Genomic DNA, 22,147 nt, shown 5'->3' on the forward strand with positions numbered 1-22,147 from the left:
TGAAAAAAGAGGAGAATAATGAAAAAGGGAAGACGATTTAAGAAGAAAGAGAAAAAAACATATAATATTTTGATTTTCATATTTACATGGTTTTTTTTGTTATGTTTTTTAGCTGTGGCATTTAGTTTGATATTTTTTAATCAAAATGATCTTGTTCACTTTAGAATGATACCATCATTAATATTAGGAGGAGCTTTTCTAGGAATCCTAATATTAATATATAGTTTAGTTAAAAGAGATATTATGAAAGTAACTTTGGTAAAAAAGCATTTTAGGATTACAATCCTAATTTTTTTCATAGTACTTTTATTATTACAAATCATATTAGTAAAAGGTATATATTTTCTTCCTGGATGGGATGTAGGAGGCTTAATAGATCATTCAATTAATATTGTTGATAACCCAGAAAAGTTTAATAGCAGCTACTTCATGATGTATCCTAATAATTTATTTCTTATGCTTATATTTAGTAAAATTTATAGTATAACTAAACTCTGTAGGTATATAGATTTTACATTTATTCTAGTTATAATTAATGTGATTTTTGTAGATTTAACTATTTTTGTAACATTTATTACAGCAAAAAAGATATATGGGAAAAAAGTTGCTGTAATAATACTTTTAGTTTTTACATCTTTATTTGCATTCTCTCCTTGGTTAGTTATACCGTATTCAGATACATTAAGTATGTTATTTCCAATATTGATATTTTATTTATATATATGTGAAAAGCAAATAATAAGTAAGGCTATGAAAAGTTTTTATATACTTCTAATGGCAGTTTTAAGTGTAGTTGGATTAAGTATTAAGCCAACTGTAATAATAAGTATCATAGCTATAGTGATTAGTGAATTACTATTTATAACTAGAAAAAAGAAGAATTTTTTAGAAGTATTTTTTCTTATATTTATTTTATCTTTAGGGGGAATAACTACTAGTTTTATTGTTAATAAATTTACAAGTAATATTGTGGTTAATAGTGTTAATTTAGATAATAGGGATCATTTAGAGGTTCCCTTTACACATTTTATTATGATGGGTATGCAGAGTGTAACTGTTGAAAATAGAGGGACTATATACGGTGCATATGATGAAGATGATGTTAGGTTGACTAATAGTAAGCACTCAAAAGAAGAAAAAATAGAAGCAAATATTGAAGAGATAAAAAAAAGATTGAAAAACTTTGGAATTAAAGGGTATATTGAATTTTTAGCTAAAAAAGTAAATTGGTTTTTATCTGATGGGACTTTTTATTATGGTGGCGAAGGAAATTTTATTAGACAAGGACCATATGCTGTAGATGATATAAGTATAAAAATGCAGAACTATTATAATCATGAGAATAAAGATTATTTTAAGTTAGCCAATATTCTTCAAGGTTTTTGGTCTGTAATTATTATCCTTATAGCATATCCTGTTTTTGTTAGAGATAAAGATTATAACAATAGAGAAATATTTGTAATTAGATTAAATATAGTAGGTATAATATTATTTTTAGCATTTTTTGAAGCTAGGTCAAGATATTTAATAAATCATCTTCCATATTTTTTATTGCTATTTGGATATGGTTTTATAAAAATAAGTGATAAATATGAGGAATTAGTACAAGAAGATAAGATTAGATAGGAGAGTTGCAGTATGGAGTGTTCTTATAAATTTAAGTTCTATATTAATGCTAGACACTCAGTAAATTTGGGTGGCAATCAATCAGATATTCATCCACATACATGGGAGACTGTTATATACATTGCAGTAAAATCACAAAATTATATAAACTTTACTAAAATGGAAAAGATGTTAGAGGCTTATTTTCATCAATATGAAGGAAAATATTTAAATGATTTAAAATGTTTTAAAGAGTCAATACCTACAATGGAGAATATAGGAAGAAAAATATTTGTTGATATAAGTAATGTCCTTGAGAGTAATAATTTAATTCTTAATTCTATTGAGATAAGTGAAAATCCTACTAGGACGTACATAATAAAGAAATAGATATGAATATTGATAAAGACGTAAACTATTTTACTCGGGGCAATGCTAGTAGAAAAGATATGTTGAAAGATAAAAAACAACAATATAAAAATAAAGTATTAACATTAATACTTTATTTTGTAATATTATGTATGTTTGCTATCATTACAATACTCACTATTAATAAAATAGGAAACTATCCATGGGGATCAGAAACTTTTGGATATTTATATAAAGGTAATATTTTGTATGATTCTTTTATAAATGGAGAATCATTCATTAGTTATGATATTAACTGGTATAATGGAACTCAACTTTTAAAAGGTAGTGAACCAATACCATATTATTTATTAGCGCTTATCAATTTATTAACTAATGATATTTACGTTACTTTTAGTGTTTTTATTACTTTAGTTTTCATTGTAGGTGGAACTGGATTTTTATTATGGGGCTATTATTGTAATAGATTTAAATTAGGTTTGTTTTTTGGAATACTATGGTTTTTTATTCCCAATAACTTAAGAGTACTTTTTTCAGAAGGAAATCTTCAATTAGTTATAATAAATGCATTAATACCATACTTATTGTTAATTTATTATAAAGCTACTAGGGAAAATAAATTTAAAAATTACGTATTTTTATCAGTCATTATTTGTATAATTTCTTTAAATTCTATGCACATTGTTATAATGATTTTACTAGCATTATTTTTATTGGCAGTTTTTGATACAATAAGAAAAACCTATTTTGGAAAGAAATTTTTTATTGTTTTATTATCATTATTAGGTATTTTATTATCAGCCTTTTGGCTTGTTCCTGCTTTAGGTGAAGGTTTGCTTAATAGTAATAAAAGTGAAGTGATACAAAAGTTAACTCAAAATTCCTATAGTTTATTAGACTCAATTTCACCAGTTTTAAGGTTCTATAATGTAGAAGTTTATTATTTTGGTCTAAGCTTCTTTTTAGTAGGAATTTTTTCTGTTTTATTTATGAATGGTAGAAGAGATATCAAGAATTTAAGTTTTTATGGAATACTTATTTTTATAGGAACTAGTAATGTTTTTATTAAAGTGCTTAAGAATATTCCTTTTAGTGAATTTCTTATATTTTCCAAAGTGACTAGTATAGCAATAGCTTTGATATTAGTATCAATTTTATTGTGGAGGAATCTTAGAAAGGTATTGATAGTAATAATATGCTTCATATTATTATCAGACTCTATGTTGACATTTGACTTAATTGGGCATAATAGAGAATTTCCAGAAGGATTAGTATACTCATTAGATTATGCTAGCGAAATAGCCACTCAAAGAATAGGAATATTAGATTTATCACAGTATGGTGCATTACCAAGTTATTATTTAAAGTATGGAGTAAAAGGAAAGAGTAGTAACCAGGTATTTGGATGGCAATGGAAAAGTGCTAACACTTCAGAGAACATAGTAATGATTAATACAGCATTGGAAAATAATTATTATTTAGTTATGTTTGATAGATGTATTCAATTGGGAGCAGACACTTTACTAATAAAGAAAGATTTAATAAATGATTTTAATTACTTAGATGAATGTGCAAACCAAAATGGCTATATTAAAGTTTATGAAGATACAAACGACATTATTTATAAGTATCCAATAGAAGGTACTTTTGGAACGACAGTAAAGTTTGATGGAATTGCAATAGGAAAATATGCAGAAAATATATGTTACAGCTTTCCTAATTTCACTAAAGGGGACAAGGACTATATAGATGACTATACAGTTTCAGAGTTGTCTGAATTTAAAGCAATATTTCTATCTGGATTTAAATATAGGGATAAGAAAAAAGCAGAAGATATGTTAAAGGAGATTTCTGAAAAAGGCATTAGGGTAGTTGTAGATAGTAATGAGCTTGGTGATGAAGAGTTTTTAGGAATTTCATCAAAAAAGATAGATTTAGAAGATAATTATGGGGAATTTTATTTTAAAGGAGAACGTGTTAAAATTGGGGATTTTCCTGAAGATGAGAAAATATTTAGATGTAGTTATTTGTTAGGTGGCAAAGATGATAATAACAATTATATTAATGTAGATACAAGAATGCTTGAATATATGAAATACTATAATGAAAATCTAGTGTTTTTAGGATTGAATATTCCTTACTTTGAGATGATAACTAAGGATGATGTTGCTTTAGAAATATTAGAAGAAGCTACTAATATGGAATCGTATATTTTACCAGATAGAAAATGTGTAAATATACAAATTGATTTTGAATCTAATAGGATAATGGTAAATTCAGAAAATAATGATGTAATAGTTCCTATAGCTGCACTTAGTTCATTCGAAACAATTGAAGGAAGTTATCAAGTATTTAATAATTTAGTTAATTTAAAAAGTAAAGAACTAGTCATTGAAGTTACATACCCTAAATTAAGTGCAGGGATAACAATATCATTAATATCAGTATTGTTAATTTTAATTATTTCTAAATCCATGGTGAATGGACGAATAAAAAGCTACTTGACAAATAATGAGGAGTTGAGCAAATGAATGAAGGGTTTTGGCTGATTTTTATTTTAGCATTATGGATAACGGCAATATTATTATTTAGAAATTTAAAAATGGAATTTTTTAAGTTTTTAGTAGGGAGTTTGGGGATATTTGCCATAGGAATGATTTTCTTTAGAGATCCCATAGAAAATGGTTTTCTTTACTTGATAAATAGTATATTAGCTTTTATATCTGATAAAAGTGACATGTTTGAAGTTATGAAGAATTACTCAATAGTAAATTTTTATGTAGATGGTAGTATTTTATCTATGTCAATTAATTATCAATGCTCAGGTGTGATTGAATCCTTAATATTTACTTCTTTAGTAATATTTTTTCCATTTGTTAAAAGCTTTAAGAAAGTTTTAGTTGTATTAGTAGGTAATATATATTTGATCTTTATAAATATATTAAGGATACTTATGATTATTGTATTAACAAGACAATTTGGACTAGAAAGTTATGATTTTATACATATGGTGCTTGGAAGAATTTTTTTCTTTGTATTTACTGTTTTATTATATTATATAGTTTTTACTAAGAATCAGCTTAAAGGACAAAAGGTTGGTGAAATAAAATAATGGATGAAATAATTAAAGAGTTTGTCTTTTGGGGTATATGGCTAGTTATACCATTAATTATTGATTTTGTTATTGGGATTGTAGCAGCAATAATAGTATCTTTTGATTATTTCACTAAAACTGATGATAGAAAGTTGAGTTTCTATCCATATGTAACTATACTTATACCAGTTTATAATTCTGAAAAAACATTATGTCAATGTGTAAAATCTATAGTTAATCAAAGTTATCCAATTAGTAATTTACAAGTATTATTAATTGATAATGGCTCTAAAGATGAATCTTATAGAGTTTATTGTGAGCTTCAACAACAATATCCTAAATTAAGATTGTGGTGGCTTGATTCGTCTAAAGGTAAAGCAAAAGCCTTAAATAAGGGATTATATATGGCAGATGGGAAATATATAATAAATATTGATTCTGATGGAGTTTTGGAAAAGGATGCTATTTTCAATATGGTATATAAGTTTGAAAAAAAAGATGATGTAATAGCTATGACTGGTGTGGTATTAACAAATTATAAAGATATTGAGAAAACCAATATAGGTATTAAAAAAGTATTTCAAAAGTGTGAGTTGTTTGAATATAGTGAAGCTTTTTTGATAGGGAGGGGATTTCAATCAAAAACCAATACTATGTTTACTTTAGCTGGTGCTTTTTCAGCATTTAGAAGAGATAGTGTTTTGAGAACTCAATTATATAATGGAGAGACTCTTGGAGAGGATACTCATATGACCTCTCAAATTAGAGCTTTTTTAGATGGACGAGTAGAGTTATGTGAAGATTCCTTTTTCTTTGTAGATCCTGTTGAAAACTTAGATAAATTATATATACAACGTCAAAGGTGGCAAAGAGGTCAAATAGAAGTTTCAACTTTATTTTCAGGTAAAAATATAAAAAAAGGTTTAGTTAATATACTTAAAATAAACATAATTAAAGATCATACTTTAGTATTTCCAAGATTAATCTGGATTTTTGCGCTTATCTTTTTAATATTTATAGATTACCCAATGAAACTTATTGTAGGTGCAAATTTAATAATGTATCTTTCTTATGTTTTATTATCAGTAGTTAATTTTATTGTAAGTAAGCTTTATTTAAAAGAACAAAAAGATTTAAGAAGATTCATGAATAAAAATTTTATGATTGTATTTCTTTTGCCCATCTATAGAATAGTAATATTTTTTATGAGAGTTGCTGGAATTTTAAACTCAACAAAGGAAAAAAGTCACTGGAATACTAAAACATTTAATCAAGAAAAAGAAATGATAAATGAAAGGATGAAAAATGATTATTCTTGGTTTTATAGAATAAAATCTTGGGTTAATTGTTACAAGTAATTATAAATTTAATAAATAGAGGTGGTAGTATGAAGAGGGTCAGAAAAATATTATTAGCGAGTGTTATTTTTTGCACAATAAGTGGACAAGTTACATATGCATCAGCTACTACAGAAGAAAATACGCCTATAATAATTGATGGGATATATAGTGATTGGGATGGTATTCCAAATTGTATAGATAAAGAATCAGATTCAGATAAAAAAAGTGAGGATTTAAAAGAAATAAAGTATTATGTCAACAAGGATTATCTGTATTTGTATATAGAAAGATTTCCTTCACATAGTGGTGAATATCCGGATTCAGGATTGTGGGATATGTGGATTCCAATAATAAATGGAAATGGAAATGGAAGTCATAATTGTTTTTTCCCTTGGGATACTAAAGAAGGAGAAGTGTGGCATCCTCAAAAGGTATCGACTTTTAAGATAACTTGTGGCTTTGTAGAATTATGGGATTCTGAATCAGGAAGTATGGTGAAAAAATTTAATATAAGGATAAAGTTAGATGGAAACAGTGTAGGAGAAGATCGATTATTTACTAATTCAGATGGATCCAAAATTGAAATAAGATTGCCTTTAAGTATAATAGGATTGAATGGGGATTTAGATGAAGTTGAATTTAATGTTGCATCTGATATACATGCGTCTAATGAATTTGTAGATTGGGCAAATGATGATGGACCAATAGTAGTAACTAAAGGACCTATATTTGGTAAGTTGACGACAGTTGTGGCTTTATCTGGATTTCTTGGAGTAGCATTAGTGGCTAAAAAGAAAATTGAAAGACATGAATAGCAGAGCCTAAAGAGAAATTGTTTAGCAATTTCTCTTTTAAAATTGTGCTACAATATATAAACATATAAATATAACAATATATAAATATAAAAATATATAGTACAAAAGCGACTTGATGACAAATAGAATATTATTTCAATTGAAAAAATATTATGTGATGATATAATATCATGTGTACGAGGTGATATAGATGAGTGGAATAGCAGGAACAGGTTGTGAAAGAATAATTCCAACAGAGGAAAAGAAACCTTTAGAAGAAATAGAAAAGAGCATTATAAAAAGATATAGAAAGCCAATTTGGTCAAAGTTTATAAAAGCTATAAAGCAATATGATTTAATACAAGATGGAGATAAAGTTGCTGTAGCAATTTCAGGTGGGAAGGATAGCTTGCTTATGGCTAAATGTTTCCAACAGCTTCAAAGATATAGTGATGTTAAGTTTGATTTAGAATTTATAGCTATGGACCCAGGATATCATCCACAAATAAAGGCTTTACATAAAGAAAACTTAGATTATTTAGGAATACCAGCTCATATCTATGATTCTAAAATATTTGAAGTTATAGATAAAAAAGCTCAAGATTACCCATGCTATTTGTGTGCTAGAATGAGAAGAGGATCACTTTATGAAAAGGCTAAGGAACTTGGGTGTAATAAATTAGCTTTAGGACATCATTACAATGATGTAATTGAAACAACTATGTTAAATATTCTTTATGCAGGTAACTTTAAAACAATGTTACCAAAGCTTAAATCTCAAAACTTTGAAGGCATAGAGTTAATAAGACCTTTATATCTGATAGAGGAAGAAGCTATAAAAAGATTTATAAATTATAGTGGAATATGGCCACTGAATTGTGCTTGTATGGTAGCAGCCAAAAAAATTGGTGGTAAGAGATATGAAATAAAAGAGCTTATCGCAAATCTAAAGGAAAACTTTAATGATGTAGATAAGTCTATATTCAAAGCTGCTGAAAATGTAGCTATGGATTCTATTTTAGGATGGGAAATAGATGGAGAAAAGCATTCGTTTTTAGAGCGTTTTGAAGAATAATTATATTTAAAAAAAGAAGCCATATATATGACTTCTTTTTTTGATGTAATTTGGAGCGTAGTGCCAGAATAAACAAAATAAATATCCACTCTATACTTTTTTATTTATTTAGAGCAAAAGTTTTAATTGCATGTCCAACACCATTTTCTAGATTTGTTAGTGTTGTGTATCTGCATAAGTTTTTTATATCATCATTAGAATTTCCCATTGCAACACTATGGTATGCATGTTCAAACATTGATACATCATTATAGTTATCGCCAATTGCCATTGTATCATCTAAAGATATATGAAGGTAATCTGCAATAAATGCTAATGATTTTCCCTTAGAAGTTTCATAGCTTTGAAATTCAAAGTTGTTATATGCTGAAGAAACAACATTTACTCCTTTAATTTTAGAGGCTTCAGCAATTCCATCTTTTATTCTATTAGGGTCAAATGAAAGAGCAGATATATTAAATAAATCAGTATTTAAGTTTAGTATATCCTTATATGAATCTACATATAGTGCACTATCACTTTCGATAAAACTTACTAGAGAATCTAAATGGTTTCTATCTAAGTCAGGAATAACTGATTGATTTCTATTAAATTCATCTGTAAGACGTTTTGAAATATCTCTAAAATGTATTCTATGTTTATCAGAAGAAAGGCCATAAGGATAATTATTAGATTCTAGAAAATCTAGTATTTCCTTTACGGTGTCTTCTTTTATTGGATATGAACAAATTTTTTTATTATCTTTAACTGAATAAGCACATGACCCATTATCTGTGATTATGTAATCAGGTTTGAAGTTAGATTTAGATAAAAGTTCAAGAGCTGCAGTGTATTGTCTTCCTGTAGCCACAATGACTTTAATACCGGACTCTTCGGCTTTATTAATCCATTCTAAGTCATATTTTGATATTGTTGAGTCTGGTTGAAGTAACGTGCCGTCTAAATCTGTTGCAATTAGTTTCATTAAAAAAGTCCCCCTACAAAAAATATTACATTTATATTGTACTATTTTTGGATAAAAAAGTATATGGAGTGTATTAGGTTTTACAAAAAAATGTATCTAATTAAACTTCAAATTAAATATGGAAAAATAAGTATGGAAAAATTATAATATAAGGATAATAGTATTTAAGAAGGGAAGTTTATTATGAAGGTTGCTGTAATATCTGATGTACATGGAAATGTAGAAGCATTAAAATATTTCATAAACTATATAGATGAGAACAATATAGAAGTTGTTCTTAATTTAGGGGATATAATGGGTGGGATTAATCCTAGAGAGACCTTGAAGATAATAATGAATGATAAAAGGTTCATAAATGTATGCGGTAATCATGAGAGTAATCTATATTATATAGATGAAGAACTTTCAAAAGAAGAGTTAAGTTGGATAAAAAATATACCTTTAAAAAGGGTAGAAGAAGTAGCAGGAAAAAGGTTTTTAATGGTACATAGCAGAATAAATAGTAATACTGATATACCTTACTTATATAATGGAGGGATATTAGAAGAATTTTTAAATGATTATAATGGCGAATGGGATTATGTATTGTTTGGCCATACTCATTATCAATGTTATTTATCTTTTTATGAAGGGAAGATTATGATTAATCCTGGATCATTAGGGTTATCATACGATGAAAAGATAAGCTTTGCAGTAATTGATATTGATGATGAAAGGTTTAATATAGAGTTTAGAAAAATTGATTACAAAAGATAGTAAGGAAGGTACAAATGAAGAAAGTTAATTTATTAGAAGACAGTATAGGATCTTTAGCTGTAAGATATATGATTCCAAGTGTTTTAGGAATGCTTGGGTTATCTATGTGTATATTTTTTGATACTATGTTTATAGGAAGAGGAATAGGAAATCTAGGTTTAGCAGCCCTAAATGTGGGGATTCCTATGTACAGTATATTTAATAGTATAGGGTTAATATTTGGTGTTGGAGGTGCTACTGCACTTTCAATTTCAATAGGAAAAGGAAGGTTGGATTCAGCAAACAGTATTTTTACTTTTTCAGTAATATCATCATTTATATCAGGCGCGATATTATCTGTATTTGGAATAGTCTTTTTAGAGCAATTTTCATTATTTTTAGGTGCATCACAAGAGACTTTACCATTAGTGAAAGAATACTTATCAGCTATATTATCATTTGGAATAGCTTTTATTGTTATACAAACTCTTTCTGTATTTGTTAGAAATGATAACAACCCCAAATTGGTAATGTGGGCTGTTATTTGTACTAATTTAACTAATATTATTTTAGATTATGTATTAATTTTTCCATTAAATAAAGGGATGAGGGGGGCTGCTTTAGCTACATCCATAGCTCAATTAGTAGGGGTAAGTATATTATTATTACATTTTATATTTAAAAAGAATTCTATACATTTATATATATCGCAATATAAAAAATCACTAAGATATGCAAAAAGAATTATCTTAAATGGTATACCTAGTTTGGTTAATGAAATGTCTGCAGGAGTTGTTATTTTTATATTTAATATAGTTCTAGTGAAGATAGGTGGAGTAGAAGCAGTTTCTGCCTATAGTATAATTTCAAATGTAGCTTTAATTTGTACTGCAATATTTAATGGAATATCTCAAGGAATTCAGCCTATTATAAGCATGAATTATGGAGCAAAAAAGATAGATAGAGTTATATCTGCTTTTAAGCTAGCTAGAAAAATTTCATTTGTTTCTGGAGTAGTGTTTTTTATAATTGGGGTATCTAATCCTGAATTTATAGCGAGAATATTTTCAAGTAATATAGAAGGAATTCTAGATATTACTTGTAGTGGAATAAGAATATACTTTTTATCTTTTATTGTAATGGGTGTAAATATAGTATCTATAGGTTTTATGCAATCTATAGAAAGATCAAAGGTATCCACTATAATATCTTTAATTAGAGGGTTTATATTAATTTCTATAGTAATAGTAATTATGTCATATATTATGGGATTAACAGGGGCGTGGTTAACTGTACCAATAGTTGAAAGTATCACTTTGATATATACAATTATTATTATAAAAAGAGATAAATCTATATATCTACAAAAATAGAAGTTGAAATGATTTTTTGTATATGTAAAATATAAATTATATAGATAAAACTAAGAAGGTGAAAGAATGGATAGAGAATCAATAATGGCTATGGACCCTAATATTTTATTAAGTGTTATAAATATGAAGCTTAGAGATACTTTTTCTTCATTAGAAGGATTATGTGAAGATATGGATGTTTCAGAAAAAGAAATTTGCGAAAAATTAAATGCTATTGGATGTACTTATATAAGAGAAATAAATCAATTTAGATAAAAATATTTAAAAATTTCAAACTATAGTATATAGGCAAGTCTATGGGTTATAATACTAATATAGGTAAAATTTATGTTTGGAGGGTCGTCGTATGAATATGAAAAAAACAGGGAAGGTTTTAGTACTTTTAGGAGCATCAGCAGCTTTAATAGCGTCATTAGTCAATGATAAAAAAACTAAAGCACAAGGAGAAAACAATAATTAGGTTACAGAAAAAATAAAAGGTTATATTATAAGTTCTAATATTACAGGAAGTAAAAAAATAGTAAAATTTAAGTGTAATATATTGACAAAAATAGAAAAGATGCATATTATAATATTAAGATAAATCCTTTGAAGAGGGATAGTAACCAGGTGCAAGGTTAAAGAGAGCTGATGATGGTGGAATATCGGTACTGTAGCTAATGGTGAATGGGCCTTTGAGGAGCAAGATGAAATCTTTGGAGAGAGTAGTTAAGCCGTGGGTTGCACGTTACAGCAAATAGAGTATATTAGTACTTGAAAGTAGAGAGGTGTTATACACAATTTAGGTGGTACCGCGGAACATATCCGTCCTATTAATTTAGGACGGTTTTTTTATTTTATTTAATAAGTTTGGGGCGTGATTAATATGTTATGAAATGAAGAGTGGAAACCAGGATAAGAAATATTTAAAATTAGGGGGAATTTAAAATGGATACAAAGAAAATGGTATTAAACGCAATTTTAATTGCAATAGGAGTAATATTACATGCAATAAGTCCATCCTTTGGGTTACCAGCTCAACCGGATTTTGCACTAGCAATGCTTTTTATAATAATGTTAATTAATAGAGATTATAAAACAACTATATTTGCAGGTATAATAATAGGTATATTTACTGCATTAACAACTAAATCACCAGGTGGGCAATTACCTAATATTATAGATAAGGTTATAACTTGTAATGTAATGTATTTATTAATGCTTCCATTAAGGGAAAAAGTAAGCAATAATATTCAAGGGATAATATTATTTGTTTTTGGAACATTATTAAGTGGGACTGTATTTTTAACCTCTTTAGCACTTATATCGGGGGTGGAAGGAGCTATATTAACAACTATATTTGCAGTAGTAGTTCCTACAGCGGTGGTAAATGTTATTGCAGGAATGATTATATATAAGATAGTCGAACAAGCTATGAGAATTACTAAATATAATATATAGATAATTCTAACGTTTCATGTTAATTGGAAAAAACCTAGAAGTTATTCTAGGTTTTTTCTATTAATGTTTCATAAAATGAAACATTTCATCAGTATCGCTTGATATTGCTTTAAATGTATATCCCTTATCTTTATAGTATTTGATTACCTCAGGTAAAGCTTTTGCGGAGTTTTTATTCATGTAGCCACAATGCATAAGTAAAATTATATTATTTTTATCACTTTTTGCATGTTTTATATAAGTACTTGGGCTAGCGTTGTGGTTGGCACCATCAGTACTATCTACATTCCAGTCATAAATCTTCAAGTTGTTTTCATGTAATGAGTCAACAAGTGTTTTCTTTAAATGATAAGAATTGTTATTGCAACCAAAAGGAAATCTTAATATAGAAGGACTAATACCACATGCATCATTTATGGTTTTTTGACACTCTAGCATTTCTTTTAAAAACTCTTTATCTGAAGAATATAGTTTTGATTTATTATGGGACATACTATGTAGTCCAATTGAATGTCCTTCATCAACCATACGTTTAATGAGTTTTTCTTGTCCTTTTATTTGATCACCAATTAGAAAGAAGGTAGCAGGAACTTCTTCTCTTTTTAATATGTCTAGTACCTCAGTGGTTACTTTGCCACCAGGCCCATCATCAAAAGTAATATAAATTACCTTTTCTTCTTCAGCCATTGTATAAACTGAAAAAAAGCTTAATGTAAAAATAAAAACACATATAAAAGCTAGAAAAGAATATTTGTTTTTTTTCATATGTATCACCCTCTATAAATATTTATTACTTAGTATGTTCCTGTATAAAAAAAATATCCCTTAAAGAAAAGTGTAATATTTTGTTATTGAATTACTTAGATTGCTATGCTATACTTATAGAAGTTTAAATAAAAAATTAAAATTCTTTAAAGTGGTCCAGAGAGGCTAGTAAGAAGAAAGATTTACGGTTATATAGACAAATTATAGCTTCTTACTGCCATGTAAGAAGTTTTTTTATTTTATTAAAACCTTTTAATTCAAGTCCAGAGAGACTGAAAAAGGGAGAAAGTAATTTCTCCTTATAAATATTAAGGAGGTAAAAAGATGTCAGAAATGATACTTTCAGCAATTGAAAAATCAAAAAGTAGAACTTTAAAGGAAAAGGTAATGAGATGCATTTTGGCATTACAACATTTGGTTGCAATGTTTGGAGCAACTGTATTAGTACCAATCTTAACTGGATTAGACCCATCAGTAGCTCTATTTACAGCAGGATGTGGAACATTAATATTTCATTTGTGTACTAAAGGAAAGGTTCCAGTATTCTTAGGATCATCTTTTGCATTTATACCAGTAATTATAGCAGTTAGAGATGCATATGGTGATTTAAGTTATGCACAAGGTGGTATGTTTGTAGCAGGACTTATATATATAATAGTATCTTTAATAATAAAAAAGGTTGGAGTTGGAAAAATAAAAGCAATATTACCAGCACAAGTTGTTGGGCCAATGATTATGGTAATTGGATTAAATCTTATACCAACAGCTATAGATATGGCATCAAATAACTGGACATTAGCAATTATAACATTAGGTGTTACTTTAATAATAAAATTCTTTGGAAGAGGATTTACAAAACAGATTGCAATATTATGTGGTGTAGCAGTTGGATATATAGTAGCTTTAATAATGGGAGAAGTTCAAACAGCTGAAATAGCAAGCGCAGCAGTACTATCCGTACCATCATTTACTTTACCAAAGTTTGATATTGGAGCAATAATGATTATAGCACCAGTAGTACTTGCAGTATTTATGGAACATATAGGTGATATTACTACTAATGGACAAGTTGTAGGTAAAAACTTTATAGAAGATCCAGGTTTAAATAGAACATTACTTGGAGATGGATTAGCAACTATAGCAGCTTCACTTTTTGGTGGACCAGCTAATACAACTTATGGTGAAAATACAGGGGTTTTAGCAGTAACTAAGAACTATGATCCATCTATTCTTAGAATAACAGCAGTATTTGCAATAGGATTAGCTTTTATAGCTAAGTTTGGAGCTGCAATAAGAACTGTACCACAAGCTGTTATGGGTGGAATAAGTTTAATGTTATTTACAATGATTGCAATAGTAGGACCTAAGACTATAAAGAGTGAAAAAGTTAAATTTTCATGGAATAACATAATAGTTATGGTTGTTATATTATTCTTAGGATTAGGAGCTTCATATGTAGAAACTAAATATAATATAATTTTAGGAATTAAAATTACTGAACAAGTAGCTATTACAGGGTTAAGCTTTGCAGCATTAGTTGGTGTAATATTAAATTTAGTTTTAACATGGATAAGCAATTCGATAGGTAAAAATAGATAATAGTTATGATAATAAAGTCTTGAGATTAGTTAATAATTTCAAGACTTTTATTTTTGACAAATTACTATTTATTCTACCTGTATATAACATAACTGTATATAAAATATAAAGGTTATGTGGTAAAATTTAATTATGGAATTAAAAGTGTAGTATTACGGAGGGCTTTATGAGGGACTTAGACAAAACTTTTAATATGCTTGCAGTAACAACTATTATAGTAGCTGTTATAGCTTTATATAAAGGAAATACAATTTTTAATCTTATATTTTTAGGAATATTGTGTTATCAGTTTGTGATTTATAGAAAAATTTATTTTCTTAAGTTATCTATAGAACATGGAAAATATGAAAAAGCATTAGGTGCCTTAAATGGAGCAGTATGGGAATGGTTTGATGACTATAATTTACTTTTTATATCTAGTAGATACAAAAAGGTATTTAAAACTGAAAATAATATTGATTCATTTGATAGGTTATATGAGTTTATAGATAATAGTTATAAAGAATATATAAAAAGCTTTTTTACAGAAATAATAGATAAAAAAATTGAGGATGAATTCATATTAGAATTTAAGACTGTAGATATAGAGGGGCAACAACTATATATAGAATGTTCAGGAAAAGGAAAAATAAAAGATAATAAATATGAGTTAAATGGTATTTTTATTGATATAACAGAAAAGAAAAAGCAAGATGAATTACTAAGGATGAGTGAGAGAAATTATAGAAGGGCCTTAGAAGGTAGTCAAGATATAATGTTTTATTTAAAGGTTGATACAGGAGAATATATTATAAATGATAGAGAAGGTATATTGTTTAATAATAATGAAGATCAATGTAAAATCTCAAATGAGAGTTGGGTAAATTTTATTTTACCCAAGGATAGATGGATTTATATACAAAAGTATGAAGAATTTTTGAGAGAAGAGAAAGAATATTTTTCAGTAGAGTTTAGGGTTGAAGGTAAAAAAGGCGAAACTCTATGGATAAAACAAAAAGGGAAGAGAATATTAGAGGATGATGGATTATACATATATGGTTCTATTAGTAATATAACTGATAGAAAAGAAAAAGAAATGAAGATATATTATATGAGTAACTATGATGAAGTTACTGGAATACCAAATAGAAGATATTTTATAGAGAAATCTAAAAAAATGCTAACTCAGGTTAAGAGAGAGGAAAAGGATTTTGCAATAGTTTTTTTAGATTTAGATAATTTTAAATATGTTAATGATACTTTTGGGCATGATGCAGGAGATAAGCTTTTAAATAGCTTTTGTAATACATTAAATAGTGTTATTAATGAAAAATGTTTATTAGCAAGATTTGGTGGAGATGAATTTATAATAGCAATAGGGGATGTAGAAGCAAAAGAAGAAGTAGTAAAATTACTAAAAGATATATTAGATACATTTAATAGACCACTTAAAGTGTCAGGTAAAGAAATATATTGTACAGTAAGTATAGGAGTTAGTTTTTACAGAACTGATGGGGAAACTGTACAAGCATTATTAAAGAAAGCTGATATTGCAATGTATAAAGCAAAAGCTAATGGAAAAAATAGATTTTGCGTATTTAATAAGGAAGTTTCAGATGAAATTAACAGGGAATTAGCTGTAAAACGTTGTTTAAGAAGTGCCTTAGATAATGGTGAAATATATTTTGATTTACAACCTAAGTATTGGTGCAAATCTAAGAAGATAGAAGGATTTGAATGTTTAGCACGATGGAAAAGTAGTGAACTAGGTTATGTGTATCCAGATGAGTTTATACGTGCATCAGAAAGTTCAGGAGCTATAATTAATATAGGTAAATATCTTATAGATAATGCATTTAAAAAATGTAAATATTTAACTAGTATTATAGATGATAAATTTAAAGTGGCAATAAATCTTTCACAAGTACAAATACGAGATGTTGAACTTTTAGAATATATAAAGGAAAAGATTGATGAGTATGATATAGACCCTGCAAACATTGAATTTGAAGTTACTGAAAGTGTTATAATGAAATCAGCAGAGCGCAATATAGAAATGTTAAGAAAGATAAAAGATTTAGGCGTAACTATAGCTTTGGATGACTTTGGTACAGGATATTCATCTTTAAATTATTTAAAAAGGTTACCTATAGATAAAGTAAAAATAGATAAAAGCTTTGTATCAGATATAGGAATCGACTTAAAAAGTGAATTTATTATTGAAAAAGTTATTGAATTAGCACATATGCTTAATCTAGAAGTTGTTGCAGAGGGTGTAGAAATTAAAAATCAACTTCATTATTTAGAAAAAATTGGTTGTGATATAATTCAAGGATATTATTTTAGTAAGCCTTTAGGATTTGACAAAATAGTTAAAAGCTTTACAGAGGATAAGACACTAGTATTTGACAGGTAAAATAATCACATATCTCTTTAGTTTCTCATATTTTATTAATATAAGAAAACTAAGGAGGTTTTTTTTGTGAGCGAAGAAAAGGTGAAAAGAGTTTATTGTACTAACATGAAAGATGATGATCCTATTATAGAGAGGTTTATGAAGGAGTATTTACAGGAAAAGGCCGAAGCAAAACAAGAAGGGAAAACTGAAGATATAGTAGTAAATTTTGATATATCATATCCAGATGGCAGATGTGAAACACATACTTGTGGGTCAGAAAGCTATATTTTTGGAGAAAATGATGATAGTTGTATTAATAGCAAGATAGAAGCAGAAGAGATGAAATGTTATTATAGTGATGCAGACATAAATGTTACAGAAAAGGAATTTGATAATGCAGAAGATAATCATATTTGCAATGAATGCAAGGAGGAAGAATATGTAAGTGAAGAGCCGTATGACGTAAATACCAGTGATTATTATGAACATTATGAAAGGCAAAAATGGCTAAACTGCGAAGACGAGTGGAATGAAAATAATAATTGTGGATGTGCAGTAAAGGATAAGAAAGATAAATGCAGAAAAGAAGTAAAGGGCGTTATAACAGTAATTTCAGCTTTGCATAGTAAAGAAGGAACAAAAATAAAGGGCGTAAAAGTTAATCTTTATAAACTTAATGGAGTATGCCCCAAATTAGTAGATTCAAATGTTACTGATTGTGATGGTAAAGTTGTATTTTGCAATGTTCCTGAGGGAGCATATAGGGTTATAGAATTAATTGATAAGAGATACTTTGAAAAACCTCAATATATAAATTGGAATGAGGTTACTATTGATGAATGTACAACAGAAAGTTGTATTTATGTAATTAATAAGATTAAGAATAAAAGACAATGTAGAAGATAATTAATTCATAAATGAAAAAGATATGGAGTATATTTATTTTCCTTGTTCCATCGCTGCGCTTCAAGTCACATCAAAATAAATATCCACCTCACTGGTACTAAAGGTAAGGAAATTATAAAATTATTATCCTTGATTTTATATTTTATAATTTGAAAATATAATAATATCTTTGATTTATATCTAATTAAAATTTTATACTTTCCTCGTATAAAAAAGGCTTTAGAGAATAGGCCTTTTTTATTTTGTAGAAATATATGTCTATTATTGTTATAATGGTAGTAAAATAGTCTAAAGAGTAAGGAATGAAAGAGAAATTATGAAAATAAGAATAAAGTATTTTGAAGAGGCAACTAAGTTAAAAAAAATAGCAAAAGGTAACTGGATTGATGTGTACGCTAATAAGGATATATTCGTAAAAGTTAATGAAAGAGCTATGATTCCATTAGGGTTTGCATTAGAATTACCAAGAGGGTGGGAAGCGCATCTTGCTCCAAGAAGTTCAACATTTAAAACTTGGGGAATAATTCAAACTAATTCAGTAGGGGTAGTTGATGATACATATATAGGTGATAATGATCAATGGCACATGCCTGTTTATTGTTTAGAAGGAAAAAATATAGAGCTTATAGATGGAGTAGAAGTAAAGGGTACTTGGATAAGAAAAGGGGATAAAATAGCACAGTTTAGAATAATGGAAGTAATGCCTGAGATAGAGTTTGATGAAGTAGAGTCCTTTGGAAATTCTGATCGTGGTGGATTTGGAAGTACAGGATCTAAGTAATTATAATAAAGATAAATAGGATAAGATAGATAATAAGTTTGAGGACAAAACTCTGCATTTGCAGAGTTTTTTATATTAAAAGAGAAATTGCAGTAGGCAATTTCTCTTTTAATCTTTATTATCTATATTATCTTTTTTATTAATTAACTTCTTCCCATTTAATATAAAGGTCTTCTATTTTTTCTTCAAGGATTTTTATTTCTTTATTTACTCTTTCACTTTCTGAAGGATTAGAGTATATTTCTTCTTTACATAAATCTTCTTGAAGGGCTAGAAGTAATTCTTCATTTTTACTTATTTCATCTTCTAACTTTTTAATTTGTAGTTTCTTTGCCTTTTCTTCTTTTTCTATTTCGCGTTTTTTCCTTTTTTCTTCTTTTAGTTGAGTTTTAGTTTTACCATTTGCTAGTTCTTCATAAGCTTCAAATCTTAATGGATTAAGCTTCTTTTCAACATAGTAACTATAGTTTCCTAAATATTCAGTAGTTCCTTCTTCTTGAAGTTCCACAATTCTGTTTATAACTTTATTTAAGAAATATCTATCATGGGAAATTACTATTAATGTACCATCATAGCTTAATATAGCTTCTTCTAAAGCCTCTCTAGATAAAATATCTAGATGGTTAGTAGGTTCATCTAGTAATAATAAGTTGGATCTTGAAAGCATTAACTTAAGCAAGTTGATTCTACATTTCTCACCACCGCTAAGTTTATTAATAGTTTTAAATACATCCTCACCAGTAAATAGGAAGGTTGCTAATGCCCCTCTAACTTGTGATGTTGTTAATTCAGGGAAGTCATCCCATACTTCATCAATTATAGTTTTATCTTCACATAAGTTAGATTGTTCTTGATCATAATATCCTATGTTTACGTTAGTGCCTAATACTTTAACACCGCTATCTGGTTTTATTTTATCCATAAGAATGTTGAAGAAAGTAGTCTTACCTCTACCATTTTCACCAATTAAGGCGATTTTTTCTCCTCTCTTTAAATCTAAAGAAAGATTAGAGAATAAATGTTTATCACCAAAACTCTTACTTAAATTTTCAGCATGTAAAACATCATATCCACTTTTAACTGAGGTTTCAAATTTAATTTTTGCTGGTCCCTTTTCTTCATCTGGAGCATCTATTTTCTCCATTCTATCGAGGGCTTTTTCTCTACTTTCAGCAGCTCTAATACTCTTTTCTCTATTAAAAGATCTAAACTTCTCAATTATTGCTTCTTGTCTTTTTATTTCAGCTTGTTGAAGATTATATGCCTTTAGCTGTGATTCATAATCTTTTTCTCTAAGTTCTAAAAACTTTGTATAAGAAGTATTGTAGCAGTTAACATGACCATTAATTACTTGGAAAGTTCTATTAGTTACAGAATCAAGGAAAAATCTATCATGGGAAATAACTAAAATAGTACCTTTATAAGATTTTAAATACTCTTCAAGCCATTCAATTGCTTCTAAATCTAAGTGGTTAGTAGGCTCATCTAAAAGTAATATATCTGGTGAAAGTAATAATAATTTACATAATGCAACTCTGGTTTTTTGACCGCCACTTAACTTTGAAATTTCTTTATCAAAGTCTTCTTCAGAGAAACCTAAACCTTTTAATACCTTATTTATTTCTCCTTTGTAAGTATAGCCACCCCTATGTGAGTATAGTTCTTGTGAAGTATTATAGTCATTAATTATCTTGTTATGATAATCTGCTTTGCTTTCATCATAGGGCTCATTCATTTTGTTTTCTAAATCTAGAAGTTTTTCTTCTAATCTTATTAAGTCAGAGAAAACTAAAAGCATTTCATTATATATTGTCTTTTTTGTATCTAAATCTAGGTGTTGAGCTAAGTAACCTAAAGTTTTATTCTTATCTATAAATATTTCACCATCATCAAATGATAGTTGTTTAGAAAGAATTTTAAATAGAGTAGATTTACCCTCTCCATTTGCACCAATGATACCAACCCTATCCCCTTCATTAATTGATAGAGTAACATCCTTTAATATTTCATCTATTCCATAGCTTTTGCTAATATTTTTACAACTTAAAACAATCATAACCTTTTCCTCCGGAATTATATTGGGTAAACTAGTATAGAATAATAAAGTTTACATAAGTAAATTAATTAACCTTAACATCCTAATTAATTATACTATTGAACTTAAATCATAGCAATTTTAAACAAAAAGCAAACTTTTTAAACAAAAAGAAAATATAGTAAAATATAAATTGACTATTAGTCAGAAAGGAATATAATAGAAATATAAAATGACTGATAGTCATAAAGGAGGAAGAAATGACGAGGGATAAAAGTGGAAGCAGTAAAGTAGGGGAAAAGAAAAGAAAAAAAGAAACAGAACTATTTTCTGCTGCATATGAACTGTTTACTACAAAAGGCACACAGAATACAGCAATAGATGACATAGTTAAGAGAGCTGGGGTAGCAAAAGGAACATTTTATCTATACTTTAAAGATAAGTATGACATAATCAATAGGCTTATACTTCAAAAAAGTTCTCAAGTTATAAAAGAAGCAGTAGAAAAAACTGAAGAACAAAAATTAGATAGGTTTGAAGACAGAACATTATTTTTTATTGACTATGTTATTAATTACTTTAAAGAAAATAAACTTATGCTAAAGCTAATTAATAAAAATTTCTCCTGGGGACTATTCAGAAGAGCATTAAGAAATCCAGAGCAATATAAGGAAATGGAGGGGATAGTAGAAATCTTTATAGGAAATCTAGTTGAAAAAAATATGAATTTAGATGAAGCGGAATTGACATTGTTCATGATATTTGAGTTAGTAGGTAGTGTTTGTTATAGCTCTATAATTTTAGAAGAACCTACAACTATAGATGAAATTAAGCCAATTCTCTTTAAGAAAGTTTTAGCTATGATAAGTTACTAAAAACAAAGGGGATGTTAAGG

Annotated in this window: 19 protein-coding genes and 1 other annotated feature; of the genes, 16 read left to right on the forward strand and 3 right to left on the reverse strand. The window is 27.7% G+C overall.

Going from position 1 to position 22,147, the window contains the following annotated elements:
- Positions 1-18: 18 nt before the first annotated feature.
- From G594_RS0115785 to G594_RS0115815, 7 genes are all read left to right on the forward strand, one after another.
- Entirely contained in the window at positions 19-1,626 is a 1,608-nt protein-coding gene (locus G594_RS0115785) for a glycosyltransferase family protein (RefSeq protein ID WP_027099426.1), read from the forward strand.
- Positions 1,627-1,638: 12 nt separating this feature from the next.
- Complete coding sequence (locus G594_RS0115790) at positions 1,639-1,995, forward strand: 6-carboxytetrahydropterin synthase (protein ID WP_027099427.1); 357 nt, start codon at positions 1,639-1,641, stop codon at positions 1,993-1,995.
- A 2-nt stretch (positions 1,996-1,997) separates the two neighbouring features.
- The gene (locus tag G594_RS19225; protein WP_051196057.1) at positions 1,998-4,505 is read left to right on the forward strand and encodes a 6-pyruvoyl-tetrahydropterin synthase-related protein; all 2,508 of its coding nucleotides are present in this window, start codon (positions 1,998-2,000) and stop codon (positions 4,503-4,505) included.
- Positions 4,502-5,086: an exosortase family protein XrtG gene (gene xrtG / locus G594_RS0115800; RefSeq protein ID WP_027099428.1), complete on the forward strand. Its 585-nt coding sequence runs from the start codon at positions 4,502-4,504 to the stop codon at positions 5,084-5,086. The genes G594_RS19225 and xrtG overlap by 4 nt, the downstream gene beginning before the upstream one ends.
- On the forward strand, positions 5,086-6,426 hold the full coding sequence (locus tag G594_RS0115805; RefSeq protein ID WP_034866980.1) for a TIGR03111 family XrtG-associated glycosyltransferase: 1,341 nt from the start codon (positions 5,086-5,088) through the stop codon (positions 6,424-6,426). The genes xrtG and G594_RS0115805 overlap by 1 nt, the downstream gene beginning before the upstream one ends.
- A gap of 29 nt (positions 6,427-6,455) precedes the next feature.
- Complete coding sequence (locus G594_RS0115810; protein ID WP_027099430.1) at positions 6,456-7,223, forward strand: hypothetical protein; 768 nt, start codon at positions 6,456-6,458, stop codon at positions 7,221-7,223.
- Positions 7,224-7,413: 190 nt separating this feature from the next.
- The gene (locus G594_RS0115815) at positions 7,414-8,277 is read left to right on the forward strand and encodes a tRNA 2-thiocytidine biosynthesis TtcA family protein (RefSeq protein ID WP_027099431.1); all 864 of its coding nucleotides are present in this window, start codon (positions 7,414-7,416) and stop codon (positions 8,275-8,277) included.
- Positions 8,278-8,377: 100 nt separating this feature from the next.
- On the opposite strand, the gene G594_RS19230 is transcribed toward G594_RS0115815, so the two are convergent.
- On the reverse strand, positions 8,378-9,241 hold the full coding sequence (locus G594_RS19230; RefSeq protein ID WP_051196058.1) for a Cof-type HAD-IIB family hydrolase: 864 nt from the start codon (positions 9,239-9,241) through the stop codon (positions 8,378-8,380).
- A 183-nt stretch (positions 9,242-9,424) separates the two neighbouring features.
- Between G594_RS19230 and G594_RS19235 the strand changes: the two genes are divergently transcribed.
- The 4 genes from G594_RS19235 (at position 9,425) to G594_RS0115845 (ending at position 12,789) form a co-directional block, all read left to right on the forward strand.
- Positions 9,425-9,997, forward strand: coding sequence for a metallophosphoesterase family protein (locus G594_RS19235; RefSeq protein WP_051196059.1), 573 nt, complete (start codon positions 9,425-9,427; stop codon positions 9,995-9,997).
- A 14-nt stretch (positions 9,998-10,011) separates the two neighbouring features.
- Positions 10,012-11,349 carry an MATE family efflux transporter gene (locus G594_RS0115830; protein WP_027099432.1) on the forward strand — a complete coding sequence of 446 codons (1,338 nt, stop codon included), beginning with the start codon at positions 10,012-10,014 and terminating at the stop codon, positions 11,347-11,349.
- 66 nt (positions 11,350-11,415) lie between these two features.
- Entirely contained in the window at positions 11,416-11,604 is a 189-nt protein-coding gene (locus G594_RS0115835) for a DUF4250 domain-containing protein (protein ID WP_027099433.1), read from the forward strand.
- A 324-nt stretch (positions 11,605-11,928) separates the two neighbouring features.
- Positions 11,929-12,164 (forward strand) — a binding site (T-box leader).
- Between the two features lie 112 nt (positions 12,165-12,276).
- Positions 12,277-12,789: a tryptophan transporter gene (locus tag G594_RS0115845; RefSeq protein ID WP_027099434.1), complete on the forward strand. Its 513-nt coding sequence runs from the start codon at positions 12,277-12,279 to the stop codon at positions 12,787-12,789.
- A gap of 60 nt (positions 12,790-12,849) precedes the next feature.
- Here G594_RS0115845 and G594_RS0115850 read toward each other — a convergent pair whose 3' ends face one another.
- Entirely contained in the window at positions 12,850-13,554 is a 705-nt protein-coding gene (locus G594_RS0115850) for a polysaccharide deacetylase family protein (protein WP_027099435.1), read from the reverse strand.
- A gap of 324 nt (positions 13,555-13,878) precedes the next feature.
- On the opposite strand from G594_RS0115850, the gene G594_RS0115855 reads away from it, so the two are divergent.
- The 4 genes from G594_RS0115855 to G594_RS0115870 all read left to right on the forward strand — a co-directional run bounded on the left by G594_RS0115855 (position 13,879) and on the right by G594_RS0115870 (position 19,217).
- Positions 13,879-15,153, forward strand: coding sequence for a uracil-xanthine permease family protein (locus G594_RS0115855; protein WP_027099436.1), 1,275 nt, complete (start codon positions 13,879-13,881; stop codon positions 15,151-15,153).
- A 166-nt stretch (positions 15,154-15,319) separates the two neighbouring features.
- Positions 15,320-17,548 carry a bifunctional diguanylate cyclase/phosphodiesterase gene (locus tag G594_RS19240; protein WP_051196060.1) on the forward strand — a complete coding sequence of 743 codons (2,229 nt, stop codon included), beginning with the start codon at positions 15,320-15,322 and terminating at the stop codon, positions 17,546-17,548.
- A gap of 66 nt (positions 17,549-17,614) precedes the next feature.
- Positions 17,615-18,436 (forward strand): SpaA isopeptide-forming pilin-related protein, encoded by an 822-nt coding sequence (locus G594_RS20595; RefSeq protein WP_051196061.1) that lies wholly within the window; start codon positions 17,615-17,617, stop codon positions 18,434-18,436.
- Between the two features lie 316 nt (positions 18,437-18,752).
- Positions 18,753-19,217, forward strand: coding sequence for a dUTP diphosphatase (locus tag G594_RS0115870; protein WP_027099437.1), 465 nt, complete (start codon positions 18,753-18,755; stop codon positions 19,215-19,217).
- Between the two features lie 139 nt (positions 19,218-19,356).
- Here G594_RS0115870 and G594_RS0115875 read toward each other — a convergent pair whose 3' ends face one another.
- On the reverse strand, positions 19,357-21,273 hold the full coding sequence (locus tag G594_RS0115875; RefSeq protein WP_027099438.1) for an ABC-F family ATP-binding cassette domain-containing protein: 1,917 nt from the start codon (positions 21,271-21,273) through the stop codon (positions 19,357-19,359).
- 239 nt (positions 21,274-21,512) lie between these two features.
- Between G594_RS0115875 and G594_RS0115880 the strand changes: the two genes are divergently transcribed.
- On the forward strand, positions 21,513-22,127 hold the full coding sequence (locus G594_RS0115880; RefSeq protein WP_027099439.1) for a TetR/AcrR family transcriptional regulator: 615 nt from the start codon (positions 21,513-21,515) through the stop codon (positions 22,125-22,127).
- The last annotated feature ends 20 nt before the right edge of the window (positions 22,128-22,147 follow it).

Source organism: Clostridium paraputrificum AGR2156 (genome assembly GCF_000424025.1).
Lineage (GTDB): Bacteria > Bacillota > Clostridia > Clostridiales > Clostridiaceae > Clostridium > Clostridium paraputrificum.